Genomic DNA, 16784 nt, shown 5'->3' with positions numbered 1-16784 from the left:
CGCGTAGGCGGGGCGGTTGACGACGGGCTCAGGTGAGCCGGTAGCCGTGGGAGGGGCGGTTGGCCACGCCGTAGCGCGGCTGGACCTCCGCCTTGCCGACGGCGACGAGGTGTTCCAGGTAGCGGCGGGCGCTGACGCGGGACAGTCCGGCGCGTTCGCCGACCTCCTGGGCGGACAGGTTGCCCCCGCCCGCGCGCAGGGCCTCGGTCACGAGCCGCAGCGTGACCGGCGACAGGCCCTTGGGCAGGCCGATCGCGCGGGGCCGGTGCTGTAACAGCCGGTCGACCTCGTCCTGGTCCAGCCACCGGCCCAGGCGCTGCACCTCGGTGCGCCTGGCCAGGTACTGCCGCATCCGGTCGAGGAACGCGGCGCGGGTGAACGGCTTGACCAGGTAGTGGTCGACGCCCCGGGACATGGCCTGCCGCACGGTCTCGCGTTCGCGGGCGGCGGTGACGGCGATGACGTCGACCGGGGGACCGCTGCGGGCACGCAGCCGGGCCAGCACCTCCAGCCCGGACATGTCGGGCAGGTGGATGTCCAGCAGCACCAGGTCGGGCCGCAGGGTCTCCACGGCGCGCAGCGTCCCGCCGCCGCTGTGGGCCTCGCCGACGACGGTGAACTCGGGTATGGCCTCCAGGAAACCCCGGTGGATCGCGGCGACGGCGAAATCGTCGTCCACGACCAGCGTGCGCACGGTCATCGGACACCCGCTTCCGGCAGCCACACGTCGAACGACGCGCCGCCCAGCTCCGAGTCGGAGATCTCCACCCGTCCGCTGCGCCGGGTGACCACCCTGGACACCAGTGCCAATCCGATCCCCCGTCCGTGCGCGCCCTCCGCCGCCTTGGTGCTGACGCCGAGCGCGAAGATCCGTCCGCGTTGCGCCTCGGCCACGCCGGGGCCGTCGTCGTCCACGACCACCCGCACGCCGTCGGGCGACGACCGCACCAGCACCCGCACGGTGCCGCCGGTCGGCACGGCGTCCACCGCGTTGTCGACCAGGTTGCCCAGCACGGTCAGCGCGTCGTCGCCGGCCCGGGTGTCGACCGCCGACTCCGGGTCCAGCCGCAGCGCCACGCCGCGTTCGTGCGCGGTGGACGACTTGGCCAGCAGCAGCGCCGCCAGCGCGGGGTCGGCGACCACTCCCTCGATGATGTCGGAGGTGATCGACCCGGCGCCACCGACCCGCTCGATGTAGGCGACGGCGTCGGCGCGCCGGTCCAGCTCGACCAGGCCGCCGATCACGTGCAGGTGGTTGGAGAACTCGTGCGCCTGCGCCCGCAGCACTTCGGTGACGGTGCGCTGGCCGTCGAGCTGGCGCAGCGCGTCGTGCAGCTCGGTGCGGTCGCGCAGGGTCAGCACGACGCCGACCGGGCGGCCCTGGGTCTTGGCGGTCATCCGGTTGGCGACCAGGACCCGTTCGCCCGCCAGCACGAGCCGGTCGGCCACGTCGTCGCCGCCGCGGGCCAGGTCAAGCAGGCCGCCGTCCTCCAGCACCTCGGCGGCGGGTCGGCCGGTGGGGTCCTCGGACAGGCCGAGCAGCCGCATCGCCTCGTCGTTGACCAGGGCGAGGCGTTCCCGTTCGTCGATGCCGACCACGCCCTCGCGGATGCCGTGCAGCATGGCGTCGCGGGTCTCCAGCAACTGGGCGATCTCGGCGGGCTCCAGCCGGAACGTGCGCCGCCGCACCGACTGCGTCACCAGGGCCGCGCCGAGCACACCGACCAGCGCGGCGGCGGCCAGCCAGCCGATCAGCTCGGGCAGGTCCTCGGCCAGGTCGGCGGACAGCCGGCTCTCCAGGATGCCCACCGACGCGATGCCGATGACCCGCCCGTCGCCCGCCCGGATCGGCACCTTCGCGCGCAGCGACCGGCCGAGCGTGCCGGTCTCGGTGCCGACGAACACGTTGCCCGACAGCGCGGGGCCGGGGTCGGTGGAGACGCGCTGCCCGATGCGCGTCGGATCGGGGTGGGCGTAGCGGACGCCGTTGTGGTCGGTCACCACCACGTAGGTGACGCCGGAGGCCTTGCGGATCAGCTCCGCGAGCGGCTGGATGGTCTCGGCCGGGACGGGCGAGGAGAAGGCGTCCACGACGGTGGGCAGCCGTGCCACGCTCTCGGCCACCGACAGCATGCGGTCCTTGTAGGCCTCCCTGATCCGGTCGCTCTGGAGCTTCGCCGCCAGCAGCCCCGCCGCGCACGTCGTCACCAGCACGATGACCACCTGCAACACCAGCAGCGAGACACCGAGGGGGATCGAACGGCGACGCATGCGACGCATTCTCGCCTACCCGCTGTGAACGCGGCCACGACCTAAACGACCAATACGGCCCTTACGACCGATGACTTACCGGGCCTGCGCGGTCCTCTTAGCGTTCCCGCCCGACCAGGGCGACGACGCCGTGGCGGGAACGCGGAGGAACCGATGCCACGACAGCACACCCGGTCGGCCGCGTGGAAGGGCATCGCGGCCGTGGTCGCCGCGGGCCTCGTGCTCGCGGGGTGCGGGGGAGGGTCGAACGCGGCCGGCGGAAACCTCGCCAGGCTGGAGATCATGGCCCCGGCCGACCCCGGCGGCGGCTGGGACCAGACCGCGCGGGCCTTGCAGGCGGCCGTCACCGGCGCGAACCTGGTGAAGTCGGCTCAGGTCAGCAACGTGGGCGGCGCGGGAGGCACGGTCGGGCTGCAGAAGCTGGCCAACGAACGCTCCGAGTCCTACCTCATGGTCACCGGACTGGTCATGGTCGGCGCGGTGGAGACCAACGGCGTGGACGCGCGGCTGGAGGACACCACGCCGATCGCGCGGCTGACCGCCGAGGACGAGGTGGTCGTGGTGCCCGCCGACTCGCCGCACCGGACGATCGAGGACCTGCTCAAGGCCGTGGACGAGAAGGGGCAGGGCGTGTCCGTCACGGGCGGCTCGGCCGGCGGCACGGACCACATCCTGGCCGCGATGCTGTTGAAGGCCAAGGGCATCGACCCGGCCAAGCTCAACTACGTGCCCTACTCGGGCGGCGGCGAGTCGCTGGCGGCGTTGCTGGGCGGGAAGATCGACGCGGGCATCTCGGGTGTCGGCGAGTACCGGGAGCAGATCAAGGCGGGCAGGCTGCGCGCCCTGGGCACCTCCGGCGCGCAGCCGCACGCGGACCTGGGCGCGCCCACGCTCAAGAACGTGGGCACCGGGGTGGAGCTGGTCAACTGGCGCGGTGTGGTGGCGCCCGGCTCGATCTCCTTGTCGGCGAAGGAAAGGCTGGTCGAGCTGGTCACCGACCTGCACGCCAGTCCGCAGTGGCGGGAGGAGTTGGCGAAGAAGGGCTGGACCGACACGTTCCTCACCGGCCACGAGTTCGCCAGGTTCCTCACCTTGGAGGTCGGCCGGATCAAGCCGGTGCTCCAGGACATCGGCCTGGTCAAGTGACCGCCGAGCGGGCCGGGGAGTACGTCTTCGGCGGCCTGGTCGCCGCCCTGGGCGTGTTCACGCTCGTGGACGCGACCACGATCACGGCACGCGGCGCGGCGGGCACGGTGGGGCCGCGTGTTTTCCCGTACGCGGTGGGCGTGCTGCTGATGGCGACCGGCGTGGCGGCGATCGTGGCCACCGCGCGCGGCCGGTCGGGGCGGGCTGCGGAGGCCACGCGCGGCCGGTTGAGGCGGGCGGAGGACGCCGAGCGTGGCCGGTTGGGGCGGGTCGAGGACGCCGAAGATGCCGACACCCGCGTCCGCACGGACTGGTCCACCGTGGTCAAGCTGGTCGCGATCCTGGTCGCCCACCTGGCGCTGATCGACGTGGTCGGCTGGCCGGTCGCGGCGGTGGTGCTGTTCGCCGGTGCGGCGTGGACGCTGGGCGCGGTGTGGTGGCGGGCGCTGGCCGTCGCCGTGGTGCTGGCGCTGGTGGCCCAGGTGGTGTTCGCGTCCGGTCTGGGCCTGTCGCTGCCCGCGGGGATCTTCGAAGGGGTGCCGCTGCTCGATGGGTAGCCTCACCGCCCTGCTGGAAGGCTTCGCGACCGCCGCGCGGCCCGAGTACCTGCTGTACGCCCTGCTGGGTGTCACGCTCGGCACCGCCGTGGGCGTGCTGCCGGGCATCGGCCCCGCGATGACGGTGGCGCTGCTGCTGCCATTGACCTACACGCTGGAGCCCACCGCCGCGCTGATCATCTTCGCGGGCATCTACTACGGCGGCATGTACGGCGGGTCGACGACCTCGATCCTGCTGAACACCCCCGGCGAGTCGTCCTCCGTCGTCACCGCGCTGGAGGGCAACCGGATGGCCCGCGCCGGACGGGGCGCGGCGGCGCTGGCGACGGCGGCGATCGGGTCGTTCGTGGCGGGCACCATCGCCACCGTCCTGCTGACCCTGCTGGCTCCCGCCATCGCCGAGGTGGCGGTGACGCTGGGTCCGGCGGACTACGTCGCGCTGATGGTGGTCGCCTTCACGACGGTGGCCGCGCTGGTGGGCACCTCTCCGGCGCGCGGGCTCGCGTCGCTGGGGTTGGGCCTGTTCCTCGGCCTGGTCGGGACGGACACGTTGTCCGGTCAGCAGCGATTCACTCTGGGGGTGTCGACGCTGGCCGACGGGATCGACGTCGTGGTCGTCGCGGTCGGTGTGTTCGCGGTCGGCGAGGCCCTGCACGTGGCCTCCCGACTGCGGCACGGCCCGGTCGAGGTGGTCCCGGTCGGGGGGAAGTGGTCCACCCGCGAGTTCTGGTCGCGGTCGTGGCGGCCGTGGCTGCGCGGGACGTTCATCGGCTTCCCGATCGGCGCCGTGCCGGCGGGCGGGGCGGACGTGTCGACGTTCCTGTCGTACGCGGCGGAGAAGAAGCTCGCCAAGCGCCCCGGGGAGTTCGGCCACGGCGCGATCGAGGGCGTGGCCGGTCCGGAGGCGGCGAACAACGCGGCGGCGGCGGGTGTGCTGGTGCCGTTGCTGACGCTGGGCCTGCCGACGACCGCCACGGCGGCGGTGATCGTGGCGGCGTTCCAGTCCTACGGCATCCAGCCGGGGCCGTTGCTGTTCATCGACAACCCGTCGATGGTGTGGGCGCTGATCGCGTCGCTGTACATCGGCAACGTCATGCTGCTCGTGCTCAACCTGCCCCTGGCGGGGGTCTGGGTGAAGGTGCTCCGCATTCCCCGGCCGTACCTGTACGCGGGCATCCTGCTGTTCGCCGCGCTGGGCACCTACGCGGTGAACTTCGTGGTGGGCGACCTGATCGTGCTCCTGGTGATCGGCGTGGTCGGGTTCTTCATGCGCCGCAACGGTTATCCGATCGCGCCGCTGGTCGTCGGGCTGGTCCTGGGGCCGATGGCGGAGGAGCAGGTGCGGCGCACGGTGCAGATCGGCGAGGGCGACCTGACCTCGTTGGTGACCAGTCCGTTCGCGGCGGTGGTCTACGGGGTGCTGGCGGTCGTGCTGGTGGTGGCTCGATGGCGCTCCACGCGGTCTATGCGTCCGGGGCCCAGGCCACCAGCCGGTCGAAGACACGTCGGTCGCCGTCGAGCTTGAGGGAGTCCACCGGAATGCGGCCGTAGAAGGCGAGGACCAGCTCATTGGCGGTGCCGCGGGCAGAGGCGTCGGCCGGGGTCTCGCCGGCGGCGGGCGTGACGAGGCGGGCGATCCGTGCGCCGTCGCCGGAGAGCCGGAGACGCCAGGAGCGGCCCTCGGTGGCGTGGTAGTCGACGACGGCGGGCTCGTGCGGCCAGGCGACCGTCGTCGCGCAGCAGGTGAACTGGAACTCCTCGACACCGTCGAGCGCCGCCTCTTCCGGCAGCGGCTGCGGGGCCCCCACGGCGACCTGGGCGTCGTAGGTGTGCACCGCGATCTCCTGGACCTGGTGCCGTGCGACGGCGCCGCAGGTCCGTGGCGACTGCGAGTCGCCCCACCCCACCCAGCAACCGCGATCCGGGCCTGCGTTCCGCAGTGCGTCCAGCAGTTCCTGCGTCGACGCGGCCAACCAGGCCGGCAGGGCCTCGCGCTCCCGAGGCGCGGCCGGGGCACCCTCCGCCAGGGTCCTGGCCGGGGCGTCCGGTCCCGCGGCGACGGTGGCGGCCCAGTTGCGGCGCCCCTCGCCCAGGTGCCGCGCCAGGTCGAACAGCGTCCACTCGGGACAGGTCGGCACCCGCGCGTCGAGGCTGGACGCCGAGGCGACCGCGGCGCGGAAGGCAGTCGACCGTTCGTCGATCAGCCGCAGCAGGTCTGGGAACTCCAGCGTCTTGTGCACGCGGGCTGTCTAGCACTGTGCTGCGGCGACCGGACAGCGAGTTTCGGTGCGTCGACGCGTCCGTCGTGGCCTACGGGGCGGTGGCGAGGGTGCGCGGCAGCCAGAGGAGTCGTGCGTTGGCGTCACCCCCTTCAGTGAAGTAGAGCAGCGCGTTCTCCGCTTTCTGGAGGCTCGCGTGGAAGTCGCCTTCGGTGGAGATCACCTGCGCGTGGTCGTGGAAGGCCATGCCGTACGCGGCGATGTGGGCGTCCTGCCGTTCGCCGTATTCCACGGCCACCGCGAACAGTCGCGGCGCTTCCTCGGTGGCGAGTTCGGCCAGGAACTGTGCGGACGTGGCTTCGTCCCACAGCGAGTCGTGGTCGGTCGAGTCATCCATGAGCGGTATCCTCTGGTGGGGTCGTTGTTGTAGCGCAACAATTGTTGTGGTTGCGCGACCAGGACGTCAATACTTCTTTCGGGTGTACCAGGAGGTCCTTTTGCCATCCCTATGCTGGGCCGCATGATCCGCAGCACGGCGAAAGCCATGGCGCTCGGCGCGAAGATCCGCGCGGCTCGCGAAGCGGCCGGACTGAACCAGCGGGAAGTCTGCCGGAGGACCGGGATCCACCCCGGCACCATGACCCGGCACGAATCGGGCGAGCGCCCGCCGAGCGAGGAGGCCGCTGCCGCCATCCTCGACGCGCTCGGCGTGGAGGGCCCGGAGCGGGAGGAAATCCTTGAGCTGGCCCGGGACGAGCCCGCCACCGGCTCTGCGTGGCTCGCGGTCGGTCTGCCGGAGCAGCGGGTGCAACTGGACGCGCTGCTCCAGATCGAACAACTCGCCACGGAGATCATCGACGTCAGCCCGCTCGTCGTGCCCGGCCTGCTCCAGGTCAGCGGCTACACCCGCGCGATCATGCGCGGCAGCGCGGTGCCCGAGTCGGAGATCGAGACGCGCGTCGCGATCCGGATGGGCCGTCGGGACATCCTCACCAGGGCACGCCCGGTCCGCTACACGGCGCTGGTTGGGAACTACGTCTCGCGGCAGGAGTTCGGTGATCCCGCTGTAAGGACGGAACAGGCCGAACACCTGCGGAAGATGTCCGAGCTGCCCAACGTCGACTTCCGGGTCTTCCCGATCGATTCGGGCTGGCATGCGGCCCTTGCTGGGCCGTTCTCGCTGATTACGATCAGTGATGGCGAGACGATCGTGCACCTGGAGAACCATGCCAGCGGCCTGTTCATCCAGGACAGGGAGACGGTCGCGGTGTTCCAGGGCGTCGTCGAGCAGGTTGCCGAACTATCGGTAGGGCCTGAACTCTTGTTTGAAGGGAAGGAGAGGGAATGACTTCACCTGGATGGCGGAAGTCGAGCAGATCGGGTGCGGCCACCAACTGTGTCGAAGTCCGTGCCGACCTGGGCGCGATCCGCGACTCCAAGCAGCCGGACGGCCCGGAGCTGCCGTTCCGGGACGCTCACGCCGTCAAGCGGTTCGTGTCGGCGTACCGTTGAGGGTCCGCAAGGCTTCGGTGGCGGCCGGCGCCCGGCCCGCGTACTGAAGCCTTGCGCTTTCTTTACCCTTCGCGTGAAGATATCGGCGTCCAGCGTGCCGCCGACCGAAGGATTTCCATGACCTCGCCGTACGGCCTGCACCGTGTCCTCGACCCGGCCGGTGTGCTGCCGCAGCAGGCGTGGCGGCTGGACGCCAAGCCGGAGTGCGGCGCGGACGAGGTCGTGGTGGACGTCGAGCGGCTGAACCTGGACGCGGCGTCGTTCCGGCAGCTCCGCGAGGAGCACGGTCCGGCGATCCGGCGGGCGGTGCTGGAGATCGTCGCCGAGCGCGGCAAGATGCAGAACCCGGTGACCGGTTCGGGCGGGATGCTGCTGGGCACGGTCCGCGCGGTCGGCCCGTCCTCGCCGCTGGGGCTCGCGGTGGGCGACCGGATCGCGACCCTGGTGTCGCTGACGTTGACGCCGTTGCGGATCACCGACGGCCTGGCGCGGTGGGACGGCACGACCGAGCAGGTGCCGTGCACGGGCACCGCCGTGCTGTTCGGCCGGTCCATCGCGGCGGTGCTGCCGGCCGACCTGCCCGACGAGCTGGCGTTGTCCGTGCTGGACGTGTGCGGCGCGCCCGCCCTCACCGGCCGGGTGGTGCGGCGTCGTGCGGCGGAGTCCGTGCTGGTGTTGGGCGGGGGAGGCAAGTCCGGCTCGCTGTCGCTGGCCGCCGCCCGCCGTGCCGGCGCGACCCGCCTGGTGGCGTTGGTGCCGACACCCGAGGAGGCCGCGCGGGTCGAGGCGTCGGGTCTGGCCGACGAGGTCGTGATCGCGGACGCCCGTGACCCGGTCGCGGTGCTGGAGGCCGTGGGCACGCGGGTGGACGTGACGGTGGTGTGCGTCGACGTGCCCGGTTGTGAGCATGGGGCGATCCTGGCCACCGCCGATGGCGGGACGGTGGTGTTCTTCTCGATGGCCACGTCGTTCTCGGCCGCCGCGCTCGGCGCGGAGGGTCTGGCGGCGGACGTGGAGATGGTCGTGGGCAACGGCTACGTGCCGGGGCACGCGGCGTTGGCGCTGGACCTGGTGCGTGCCGAGCCTGCCGTGCGGGCGTTGTTCGAGCACCGGCAGACTGCGCAGGCGTGACTACCGTGAATGGCGTCCCGGCGGCGACCGGCGCTGCGACGCGACTGCTCGTGGGTGGCCGCATCCACTCCCCGACCTCACCCGACGCCACCGCGATGGCGATCACCGACGGCACCGTGGTGTGGCTGGGCCAGGACTCCGTCGGCCGCGCGCTGCACCCGGACGCCGAGGTCGTGGAGCTGGCGGGGGCGTGGGTCGCGCCGGCGTTCGTGGACGCGCACGTGCACGCCACCGCGGCCGGCCTCCTGCGCACCGGCCTGGACCTGACCGGCTGCCGTTCGCTGGCCGACCTGCTGGCCGCGGTCCGGTCGGCGCCGGGCCCGCTGGTCTGGGGCCACGGCTGGGACGAGACCCGCTGGCCGGAGAACCGCCCGCCGACGCGTGCCGAGCTGGACGACGCGGCACGCGGCGCGGTGGTGTACCTGTCGCGGATCGACGTGCACTCGGCGCTGGCGTCGTCGGCGCTGGTCGACCTCGCGCCCGCCGCCCGTGACGCGGACGGCTGGTCCGCCGAGGGCCCGCTGTCGCGTGCCGCCCACCACCACGTGCGGGGCGCGGCGAAGGACGCGATCCCGGTGGCGCAGCGCCGTGCCGCGCAGGAGGCGTTCCTCGCGCACGCCGCGTCGCAGGGCATCGCGTGCGTGCACGAGTGCGCCGGCCCGGACATCTCCAGCCGGGACGACCTGGCCGACCTGCTGGCGTTCGACGGCGGTCCGCAGGTGGTGGGCTACTGGGGCAGCCGGGAGCCGATCGACCTGCCGGTGCGTGGCCTGGCGGGCGACCTGTTCGTGGACGGCGCGCTGGGGTCGCGGACGGCGGCCCTGTGCTCGCCGTACGAGGACGCGGACACCTCCGGCGCGCTGTACCTGACCGCCGACGAGGTCGCCGCGCACCTCGTGGCGTGCACGGAAGCCGGTGTCCAGGGCGGTTTCCACGTGATCGGCGACGCCGCGATGGCCGCCGTGGTGGAGGGTTTCGAGCAGGCCGCCGCGGCGGTCGGCGTGCCCGCGCTGGCGGCCCGCCGGCACCGCCTGGAACACGTCGAGATGATCACCGCCGAGCAGGCGGCGAAGCTCGGGTCGTGGGGTGTGGCGGCGTCGGTGCAGCCCTTGTTCGACCACGAGTGGGGCGGGCCGTCGGGCATGTACGCGCAGCGGCTGGGAGTGGAGCGCGGGACGGCGCTGAACCCGTTCGCGCACCTCGCGAGTTCAGGTCTGGTGCTGGCGTTGGGCTCGGACGCCCCGGTGACGGCCGTGGACCCGTGGGCGGCGATCCGGGCGGCCGTGCACCACCGGACTCCGGGTTTCGGCATCTCGCCGCGTGCGGCGTTCAACGCCCACACCCGTGGCGGGTGGCGGGCGGCGGGTGTGGACGACGGCGTCACCGGCACGTTGCAGCCCGGTGCTCCCGCCACGTACGCGGTGTGGGAGGCGGGGGAGCTGGAGGTCACCACGCCCGACTCGCGGGTGCAGCGGTGGTCCACCGACCCGCGTTCGGGTGTGCCGGGCCTGCCGTCGCTGGACTCGACGCCAACGTGCCTGCGGACGGTGTTGAACGGCCGGACGATCTTCGAGCGGGAGGTCTCGTGAAGGCTTCCCGGCCCTGCGAGGAGCCGCGGCTCGCCCGCGCCGGCGGACGACGACCGGGTCCAGCACGGAACCACCGCGAAAGGGAGTGACAATGGCGTTGCTCGACCTCGACCCGAAGGTGGTCGCCACCGCGCGGAGGCTGGCCGCGAAGGCCGCCGAGCCGGTGGTGGCCATCGCCAAGGCGCACACCACGGTGGCGGTCGAGCGCGCTACGTTGCGGCTGGCCGGGATCACCGGCGCGGACTCGACGCACCGCGCGGGGGACGTGCCGTGGGTGAACCGGGTGGTCGACACGGTCCGCGAGCACTGCGGGCTGGAGCACGGGGTGGTGCTGCCGGTCTTCCACGCGCTCAAACAGCACGACCTCGGCTCGCTGACCGAACTCGCCGAGGCCACCGCCGCCGGGCAGGTCCGGTACACCCTCCCCGAGGGCAAGGACCGCACCCGGGCCGAGAAGGCGGCGACCGCGGCCGTCACCAGGGGCCTGCGGACGGTCGACCGGAACCGGGCGCAGCGGGACCGGCTGGTCGCGAAGTGGGGTGACCCGCCGCGGCGGCCGTGGATCTACCTGATCGTCGCGACCGGCGACATCGACGAGGACGTGGTGCAGGCGTGCAACGCCGCGCGGGCCGGCGCGGACGTCATTGCGGTGATCCGGTCGACCGGGCAGTCGCTGCTGGACTACGTGCCCGAGGGCGCGACGCACCACGGGTTCGCGGGGACCTACGCCACGCAGGAGAACTTCCGGATCATGCGGGCCGCGTTGGACGACGTGTCCAAAGAGGTCGGCCGGTACGTGCGGCTGACGAACTACGCGTCCGGGCTGTGCATGCCGGAGATCGCGGTGCTGGCCGGGTTGCAGCGGCTGGACATGATGCTCAACGACTCGATGTACGGGATCCTGTTCCGCGACATCAACCCGATCCGCACGTTCGTGGACCAGCGGTTCTCCCGCCAGGTGCACGCGCGGGCCGGGATCATCATCAACACCGGCGAGGACAACTACCTCACCACCGCCGACGCCGTGGGCGCCGCGCACACCGTCACCGTGTCGCAGTTGCTCAACGAGCGCTTCGCGCACGAAGCCGGGCTGCCCGACCACCTGCTGGGGCTGGGGCACGCGTTCGAGATCGACCCGAAGGTGCCGGAGTCGTTCCGGCTGGAGCTGGCGCACGCCCTGCTGGCCCGCGAGCTGTTCCCGGACGCGCCGCTGAAGTGGATGCCGCCGACCAAGCACATGACCGGCGACGTGTTCAACGGCTACCTGCTCGACGGGTTCTTCAACCTCGCGGGCGTGCTGACCGGGCAGAGCATCCTGTTGGTGGGGATGATGACCGAGGCGGTGGTGACGCCGTTCCTGTCCGACCGCGACCTGGCACTGGCCAACGTCCGGTACGTGCTCGACGCCGCCGGCGGGCTGCGCGAGGACTTCCGGCCCGCGCCGGACGGGCTGATCGTCAAGCGCGCCCACCAGGTGCTGGGGGAGGCGGTGGACCTGCTGGCGCGGATCGTGGACGACGGGCTGCTCGACGCCATCGCCGACGGGACGTTCGGGTTGATGAAACGCCCGGCGGACGGCGGGAAGGGCGCGGACGGCGTGGTGGAGAAGGCCGACGGCTACCGCAACCCCGCCGCGGAACTGTTGGAGGCACGGTGAAGCGGCACGTCCGCCCCTACGGCGACACCACCGGCGACGGGATGGTGCAGACGTCGTTCACGCTGCCCGTGCCGTTCGGGCCGAAGGCGGACGGGGCCGCGCAGCAGCTCGCGAACAGGATGGGCATCGACCCGGCGATGGTCGTGCACTCCCACCCGATCGGGGAGGACTTCACGTTCTTCGTCGTGTACGGGTCGGTGCGGCACGTCGTCGACCTGGACGAGGTGCGCGTGGTGGAGCGCGAGTACCCGTTGCTGTCGCCGGCCGAGGTGAACACGACGCTGAAGAAGCTGTTGCGCCGCAAGCTGGTCGTGGTCGGCGGGTGCATCGGCACCGACGCGCACACCGTGGGCATCGACGCGATCCTCAACGTCAAGGGCTTCGCGGGGGAGAAGGGCCTGGAGTACTACCGCGAGCTGAAGGTCGTGAACCTCGGTGCGCAGGTGTCCGTGCCGGAGCTGGTCCGCCGGGCCCGCACGGAGAAGGCCGACGCCGTGCTGGTGTCGCAGGTCGTCACGCAGCGGGACGCGCACCTGCTCAACACGCGGGAGATGTCGGCGGCGTTCCGCGAGGCGATGGGGGACCGGCGTCCGCTGCTCGTCGCCGGCGGCCCCCGCTTCGACCCGCTGATGGCGGGGGAGTTGGGCGTGGACCGGGTGTTCAGCCGGGGCACGACACCGGGCGAGGTCGCGAGCTACCTGGTGCACGCCGTGCAGGCGAGGAAGGAAGGGGCAGCGTGAGTCCGACCGAGGGTTTCACCGTCACCCACCGCCGTTACGTGCCGCACTCGCACGCCCACTACGGCGGGAGCCTGGTGGACGGGGCGTACGGGCTGGGCATGTTCGGCGACGTGGCCACCGAGCTGCTCATCCGCACCGACGGCGACGAGGGCCTGTTCGCGGGCTACTCGAACGTGGAGTTCGTGGCGCCGGTCCGGGCCGGTGACGTGATCGAGGCGACGGCGACCCTGGTCCGGGTCGGCAACCGCTCGCGTGAGGTCGACTTCGAGGCGCGCGTGGTGTGCCGCTCGGCGCCGGACCGGGGGCCGTCGGCGGCGGACGTCCTGGACCCGCCGCTGGTGGTCACCCGCGCCCGGGGGACCGTGGTCGTGCCCGCACCCCGAGGGCGCTGATCTCGGCCGGCGGCGGCCCGGGGTGCACGATGCCCAGCCGGTGGGTGGCCCTGGTCATGGCGACGTAGAGGTCGTTGTGCCCGCGTGGCGAGTCGGTGAGGATGCGGGCCGGGTCGGCGATCAGGACGACGTCGAACTCCAGGCCTTTCGCCTGGTCCGGGGTGAGCACGCGGGCCGTGTCGGGGAGGGCGTCGGCGAGGGCCGCCAGGTGCGCGGGCGGGGTGACGACGGCGAGCGTGCCGTCGTCCGGGGCTTCGGCGACCGCGAGGTCGGCCAGCACGGCGGGCAGCGCGGCGGGGGTCGTGCGCAGCCGCCACGGCGGGACGCCGCTGGACCTGATCGACGTCGGCGGGGTCAGGCCGGGGTGGTGGACGGCCGGCAGCACGGCGGCGGCGTCCATGATCTCGGCGGGTGTGCGGTAGTTGACGGTGAGCCTCTCCAGCAGGTGGCGGTCGCCGACGTGGGGGCCGAGCACCCGGTCCCAGGACGACGCCCCGCCCGGCGCACCGGTCTGGGCGAGGTCGCCGACGACGGTCATGGAGCGGGTCGGGCAGCGGCGCATCACCAGTCGCCACGCCATTTCCGACAGTTCCTGGGCCTCGTCCACGATCACGTGCCCGAAGGTCCACGTGCGGTCGGCGGCGGCGCGGTCGGCGATGGCGCCCGCACGTGGCGTCGCCCTGGCCCCGCCGACCAGTGCCGCCGCCTCGTCCAGCAGCGGCACGTCCGCCGCGCTCCAGCCGCGGTCACGGCGGAGCAGCCAGTCCTCGCCGGCGGGAGGTCGCGCGAACAGGTCGTCGAGAACGCCTTCCGGGGTGAGCGCCGGCCACAGCCGCTCGACCACGTCGTGGACGTCCGGGGAGGCGAGCAACCCGGCCCGCAGTCCGGCGAGGTCGTCCTCGTCCAGCAGGGCCCGGGGCCCGGTGTCGTCGGGATCGATCACGACACCGGCCGCCGCCAGGGCTTTCAGCTCGGCGGCGCTGAGCGACCCGTCGACCGCGCCTCCGTCCAGCGCCTCGCCGCCGTCGGTGAGCACGACGGCTTCCATCCGCGCGGCCAACTGCCGTGCCAGCACCTCCACGACCTCGCGGCGGAACACCAGCCGTGCCTGGTTGAACGGCAACCTGGCCCGTTTCGCCGCGTGCACCGCCTGCCGGCAGTCCTCCGGCTCCAGCCGCAGCGGGTGACCCTCGAACCCGATGTCGAGGGGCGTCGCGGGCACGGTCACCCGGGACCACACCGCGGCGGCGATCAGCCCGGCCATCTCCGCGTTCCCCTTGCGTTCGGCGACCTCGGGCGGATCGGTCAGGTCGGGCGTCACGCCGGGGTAGAGGTCGGCGACGGTGGCGGAGACCACGCAGTCCTCGCCGAGACCGGGCAGCACCTGGCCGATGTAGTCCAGGAAGGCCCGGTTGGGGCCGACGACCAGGACGCCGCGAGTGGCCAGGTGCCGGTGCCGGTAGAGCAGGTAGGCGACGCGGTGCAGGGCCACGACGGTCTTGCCGGTGCCGGGGCCGCCTTCCACGACGAGCACCCCGGTGTGCTCGGAGCGGACGATCCGGTCCTGTTCGGCGCGCAGGGTGGTGACGATGTCGCGCAGGTGGTCCCCGCGTCCGGCGGTGACGGCCTTGAGCAGCGCGGCGTCCCCGGTGAGGCCGTAGTCGTCCGCGGCGTCAGGGTCGAGCAGTTCGTCGTCCAGGGCCACGACGGTGCGTCCGCGGGTGGTGATGCGCCGCCGCCGGCGGATGCCTTCCGGCGCGGCGGCGGTCGCGGTGTAGAAGGGGCGGGCGGCGGGCGCGCGCCAGTCCAGCAGCAGCGGCTCGTCACCGTCGAACAGGCCCCTGCGGCCGATGTAGAGCCGGCTGCCGTCGGCCCGGTCCAGCCGCCCGAAACACAGCCCGTGCCCGACCTCGTCCTCAGGGTCCAGGCGCTCGTGGAGGAAGTCCAGATAGGACTGTTCCCGTTCGATCTCTGCGGTGTTCGGGTTCTGCGACACCCGACCCAGCGTGCCTCAGGTATCGACCGGATAACAGTCTTGTTCTTTCCGGCTCCGTCAGCCGGACGGCCGTGGTTCTCCCCCGCGTGGGGTCTCTGCCACTATCGACGGCGTGATCAGCCTCGATCCGGTTTCGTCGGTGCCGCCCTACGAGCAGGTGCGGTCCCAGTTCGCTCGCAAGATCACCGACCGGGAGCTGGCCGTGGGCACCCGGTTGCCCACCGTCCGCGCGCTGGCCGCCGAACTGGGCATCGCGGTCAACACCGTCGCCCGCGCCTACCGGGAGCTGGAGGAGGCGGGTCTCATCGAGACCCGCGGCAGAGCCGGGACCGTGGTGAGCGCGGCGGGGGAGCGCAGCCGGGAACGGGTGCTGCGGGCCGCGCGCGGCTACGCCTCCACGGCCCGTGAGCAGGGACTGACGGCCGACGAGGCGTTGGAGATCGTGCGAGCGGCACTCGCCGATTGATCAGTAGTGTGGCCGGGTGGCGACCGAACACAGCGGCGGCGGCGACCCGGCACGCACTCTCGCGGTGCTCTGGCGCACGACCTCGCCCAGCGCGCGCAAGGACCTCGGGGTGGACCGGATCGTGGCCGTGGCGGTCGCGCTGGCCGACGCCGAGGGCCTCGGGGCGCTGTCCATGCGCCGGGTCGCGGACCGGCTCGGGGTGGGCACGATGTCGCTGTACACGTACGTGCCCGGCAAGGCCGAGCTGATCGACGTGATGGTGGACACCGTGCACGGCGAGACGGCCCGGCCGGCGGACGTGCCGGGCGGGTGGCGTGCCCGGCTGACGCAGATCGCGTGGGAGAACTGGTCGCTGCACCTGCGGCACCCGTGGCTGCTGCAGGTGGCGACCAACCGCGCGGTGCTCGGCCCGAACGTGGCGGCGAAGTACGACTACGAGCTGGCGGCGGTCGACGGCATCGGGCTGACCGACGTGGAGATGGACTCGGTGCTCAACCTCGTCCTGGGCCACGTGCAGGCGGCGGCCCGGCTGGCGGTGGAGGCGGCGCAGGTGGAACAGCGCACCGGCCTGACCGACGAGCAGTGGTGGCAGGCCGCCGCGCCGTTCCTGACCAGGGTGTTCGACCCGGCGAAGTTCCCGACGGCGGCCCGGGTGGGCGCGGCTGCGGGCGAGGCGCACGGGTCGGCCTACTCGGGGGAGCACGCGTTCACGTTCGGGCTGGCCCGCGTGCTCGACGGCATCGAAGCCCTGGTCGGGTCGCGTCAGTAGGGGCGCTTGGGCATCATCACCCAGAGGACGAGGTAGACGACGAACTGGGGTCCGGGCAGCAGGCACGACAGCACGAACAGCAGCCGCACCGTGTTCGGCTTCCAACCGAACCGCGCGGCCAGTCCCGCGCAGACGCCGGCGATCATGCGTTGGTTCTGGGGCCTGGTCAACGTGGTCATGACTCCACCATCCCCCGCATCGGGGCGTCCGGCATCGGTGGGAACCCTGAACTTCTCCCTGGTCACCCGGATGTGGGGAGACGCTGGTCACCCCGACGCGGGGAAGGGGCGGATCCGGCGTGGGGGAGCGGGTGATGAGGGCGCGGCCCGCGTCGGTGGC

18 protein-coding genes are annotated in these 16784 nt (G+C 72.7%); 12 read left to right on the top strand and 6 right to left on the bottom strand.

What is annotated here, in order from left to right; all coding sequences use genetic code 11:
- Positions 1 to 28: 28 nt before the first annotated feature.
- Together ACQPZF_RS21255 and ACQPZF_RS21250 are read right to left on the bottom strand one after the other, a co-directional pair.
- The gene (locus tag ACQPZF_RS21255) at positions 29 to 700 is read right to left on the bottom strand and encodes a response regulator (protein ID WP_433274259.1); all 672 of its coding nucleotides are present in this window, start codon (positions 698 to 700) and stop codon (positions 29 to 31) included.
- On the bottom strand, positions 697 to 2271 hold the full coding sequence (locus ACQPZF_RS21250) for an ATP-binding protein (RefSeq protein WP_433274257.1): 1575 nt from the start codon (positions 2269 to 2271) through the stop codon (positions 697 to 699). The genes ACQPZF_RS21255 and ACQPZF_RS21250 overlap by 4 nt, the downstream gene beginning before the upstream one ends.
- Before the next feature lie 153 nt (positions 2272 to 2424).
- Here ACQPZF_RS21250 and ACQPZF_RS21245 point away from each other — a divergent pair, with 153 nt between their 5' ends.
- From ACQPZF_RS21245 to ACQPZF_RS21235, 3 genes are read left to right on the top strand one after another with little or no spacing between them, the layout of a single operon-like run.
- Positions 2425 to 3417 (top strand): Bug family tripartite tricarboxylate transporter substrate binding protein, encoded by a 993-nt coding sequence (locus ACQPZF_RS21245; RefSeq protein WP_433274255.1) that lies wholly within the window; start codon positions 2425 to 2427, stop codon positions 3415 to 3417.
- Positions 3414 to 3974: a tripartite tricarboxylate transporter TctB family protein gene (locus ACQPZF_RS21240; protein WP_433274254.1), complete on the top strand. Its 561-nt coding sequence runs from the start codon at positions 3414 to 3416 to the stop codon at positions 3972 to 3974. The genes ACQPZF_RS21245 and ACQPZF_RS21240 overlap by 4 nt, the downstream gene beginning before the upstream one ends.
- On the top strand, positions 3967 to 5499 hold the full coding sequence (locus ACQPZF_RS21235; protein WP_433274252.1) for a tripartite tricarboxylate transporter permease: 1533 nt from the start codon (positions 3967 to 3969) through the stop codon (positions 5497 to 5499). The genes ACQPZF_RS21240 and ACQPZF_RS21235 overlap by 8 nt, the downstream gene beginning before the upstream one ends.
- On the opposite strand, the gene ACQPZF_RS21230 is transcribed toward ACQPZF_RS21235, so the two are convergent.
- Together ACQPZF_RS21230 and ACQPZF_RS21225 are read right to left on the bottom strand one after the other, a co-directional pair.
- Complete coding sequence (locus tag ACQPZF_RS21230; RefSeq protein WP_433274250.1) at positions 5438 to 6214, bottom strand: maleylpyruvate isomerase N-terminal domain-containing protein; 777 nt, start codon at positions 6212 to 6214, stop codon at positions 5438 to 5440. The genes ACQPZF_RS21235 and ACQPZF_RS21230 overlap by 62 nt on opposite strands.
- Positions 6215 to 6284: 70 nt before the next feature.
- A complete protein-coding gene (locus ACQPZF_RS21225; RefSeq protein ID WP_433274248.1) occupies positions 6285 to 6590 on the bottom strand; it encodes a hypothetical protein in 306 nt (101 codons plus the stop codon).
- A 123-nt stretch (positions 6591 to 6713) separates the two neighbouring features.
- On the opposite strand from ACQPZF_RS21225, the gene ACQPZF_RS21220 reads away from it, so the two are divergent.
- The 7 genes from ACQPZF_RS21220 to ACQPZF_RS21190 all read left to right on the top strand — a co-directional run bounded on the left by ACQPZF_RS21220 (position 6714) and on the right by ACQPZF_RS21190 (position 13214).
- Positions 6714 to 7541 (top strand): helix-turn-helix domain-containing protein, encoded by an 828-nt coding sequence (locus ACQPZF_RS21220; RefSeq protein ID WP_433274246.1) that lies wholly within the window; start codon positions 6714 to 6716, stop codon positions 7539 to 7541.
- Positions 7538 to 7705 (top strand): DUF397 domain-containing protein, encoded by a 168-nt coding sequence (locus ACQPZF_RS21215; RefSeq protein WP_433274244.1) that lies wholly within the window; start codon positions 7538 to 7540, stop codon positions 7703 to 7705. The genes ACQPZF_RS21220 and ACQPZF_RS21215 overlap by 4 nt, the downstream gene beginning before the upstream one ends.
- Positions 7706 to 7822: 117 nt before the next feature.
- Positions 7823 to 8836 carry an L-erythro-3,5-diaminohexanoate dehydrogenase gene (locus ACQPZF_RS21210; RefSeq protein WP_433274242.1) on the top strand — a complete coding sequence of 338 codons (1014 nt, stop codon included), beginning with the start codon at positions 7823 to 7825 and terminating at the stop codon, positions 8834 to 8836.
- Complete coding sequence (locus ACQPZF_RS21205) at positions 8833 to 10425, top strand: amidohydrolase (protein ID WP_433274240.1); 1593 nt, start codon at positions 8833 to 8835, stop codon at positions 10423 to 10425. The genes ACQPZF_RS21210 and ACQPZF_RS21205 overlap by 4 nt, the downstream gene beginning before the upstream one ends.
- Positions 10426 to 10516: 91 nt before the next feature.
- Positions 10517 to 12082 (top strand): lysine 5,6-aminomutase subunit alpha, encoded by a 1566-nt coding sequence (locus tag ACQPZF_RS21200; protein WP_433274238.1) that lies wholly within the window; start codon positions 10517 to 10519, stop codon positions 12080 to 12082.
- Positions 12079 to 12822: an OAM dimerization domain-containing protein gene (locus ACQPZF_RS21195; RefSeq protein ID WP_433274236.1), complete on the top strand. Its 744-nt coding sequence runs from the start codon at positions 12079 to 12081 to the stop codon at positions 12820 to 12822. Before ACQPZF_RS21200 ends, ACQPZF_RS21195 begins: the two co-directional genes overlap by 4 nt.
- Complete coding sequence (locus tag ACQPZF_RS21190) at positions 12819 to 13214, top strand: hotdog domain-containing protein (protein WP_433274234.1); 396 nt, start codon at positions 12819 to 12821, stop codon at positions 13212 to 13214. The genes ACQPZF_RS21195 and ACQPZF_RS21190 overlap by 4 nt, the downstream gene beginning before the upstream one ends.
- Here the strand turns inward: ACQPZF_RS21190 and ACQPZF_RS21185 are convergent.
- Entirely contained in the window at positions 13165 to 15210 is a 2046-nt protein-coding gene (locus ACQPZF_RS21185) for a HelD family protein (RefSeq protein WP_433274233.1), read from the bottom strand. The two genes, ACQPZF_RS21190 and ACQPZF_RS21185, sit on opposite strands and share 50 nt — an antisense overlap.
- A gap of 112 nt (positions 15211 to 15322) precedes the next feature.
- On the opposite strand from ACQPZF_RS21185, the gene ACQPZF_RS21180 reads away from it, so the two are divergent.
- Positions 15323 to 15676 (top strand): GntR family transcriptional regulator, encoded by a 354-nt coding sequence (locus tag ACQPZF_RS21180; protein WP_184693406.1) that lies wholly within the window; start codon positions 15323 to 15325, stop codon positions 15674 to 15676.
- A gap of 16 nt (positions 15677 to 15692) precedes the next feature.
- On the top strand, positions 15693 to 16445 hold the full coding sequence (locus tag ACQPZF_RS21175; protein WP_433274231.1) for a TetR/AcrR family transcriptional regulator C-terminal domain-containing protein: 753 nt from the start codon (positions 15693 to 15695) through the stop codon (positions 16443 to 16445).
- Here ACQPZF_RS21175 and ACQPZF_RS21170 read toward each other — a convergent pair.
- Positions 16439 to 16624 carry a PspC domain-containing protein gene (locus ACQPZF_RS21170; protein WP_433274229.1) on the bottom strand — a complete coding sequence of 62 codons (186 nt, stop codon included), beginning with the start codon at positions 16622 to 16624 and terminating at the stop codon, positions 16439 to 16441. The genes ACQPZF_RS21175 and ACQPZF_RS21170 overlap by 7 nt on opposite strands.
- Between the last annotated feature and the right edge of the window lie 160 nt (positions 16625 to 16784).

Origin of the sequence: Actinosynnema sp. CS-041913 (assembly GCF_050942485.1) — a bacterium.
In the GTDB taxonomy this organism is placed as follows: domain Bacteria; phylum Actinomycetota; class Actinomycetes; order Mycobacteriales; family Pseudonocardiaceae; genus Actinosynnema.
This window is presented reverse-complemented; position numbering and strand designations above follow the sequence as displayed.

Bases quoted from the DNA above. Each gene is read 5' to 3' on its own strand.
- ACQPZF_RS21255 (WP_433274259.1), bottom strand. From the start codon at position 700: ATGACCGTGCGCACGCTGGTCGTGGACGACGATTTCGCCGTCGCCGCG.
- ACQPZF_RS21250 (WP_433274257.1), bottom strand. From the start codon at position 2,271: ATGCGTCGCCGTTCGATCCCCCTCGGTGTCTCGCTGCTGGTGTTGCAG.
- ACQPZF_RS21245 (WP_433274255.1), top strand. From the start codon at position 2,425: ATGCCACGACAGCACACCCGGTCGGCCGCGTGGAAGGGCATCGCGGCC.
- ACQPZF_RS21235 (WP_433274252.1), top strand. From the start codon at position 3,967: ATGGGTAGCCTCACCGCCCTGCTGGAAGGCTTCGCGACCGCCGCGCGG.
- ACQPZF_RS21225 (WP_433274248.1), bottom strand. From the start codon at position 6,590: ATGGATGACTCGACCGACCACGACTCGCTGTGGGACGAAGCCACGTCC.
- ACQPZF_RS21220 (WP_433274246.1), top strand. From the start codon at position 6,714: ATGATCCGCAGCACGGCGAAAGCCATGGCGCTCGGCGCGAAGATCCGC.
- ACQPZF_RS21215 (WP_433274244.1), top strand. From the start codon at position 7,538: ATGACTTCACCTGGATGGCGGAAGTCGAGCAGATCGGGTGCGGCCACC.
- ACQPZF_RS21210 (WP_433274242.1), top strand. From the start codon at position 7,823: ATGACCTCGCCGTACGGCCTGCACCGTGTCCTCGACCCGGCCGGTGTG.
- ACQPZF_RS21200 (WP_433274238.1), top strand. From the start codon at position 10,517: ATGGCGTTGCTCGACCTCGACCCGAAGGTGGTCGCCACCGCGCGGAGG.
- ACQPZF_RS21170 (WP_433274229.1), bottom strand. From the start codon at position 16,624: ATGACCACGTTGACCAGGCCCCAGAACCAACGCATGATCGCCGGCGTC.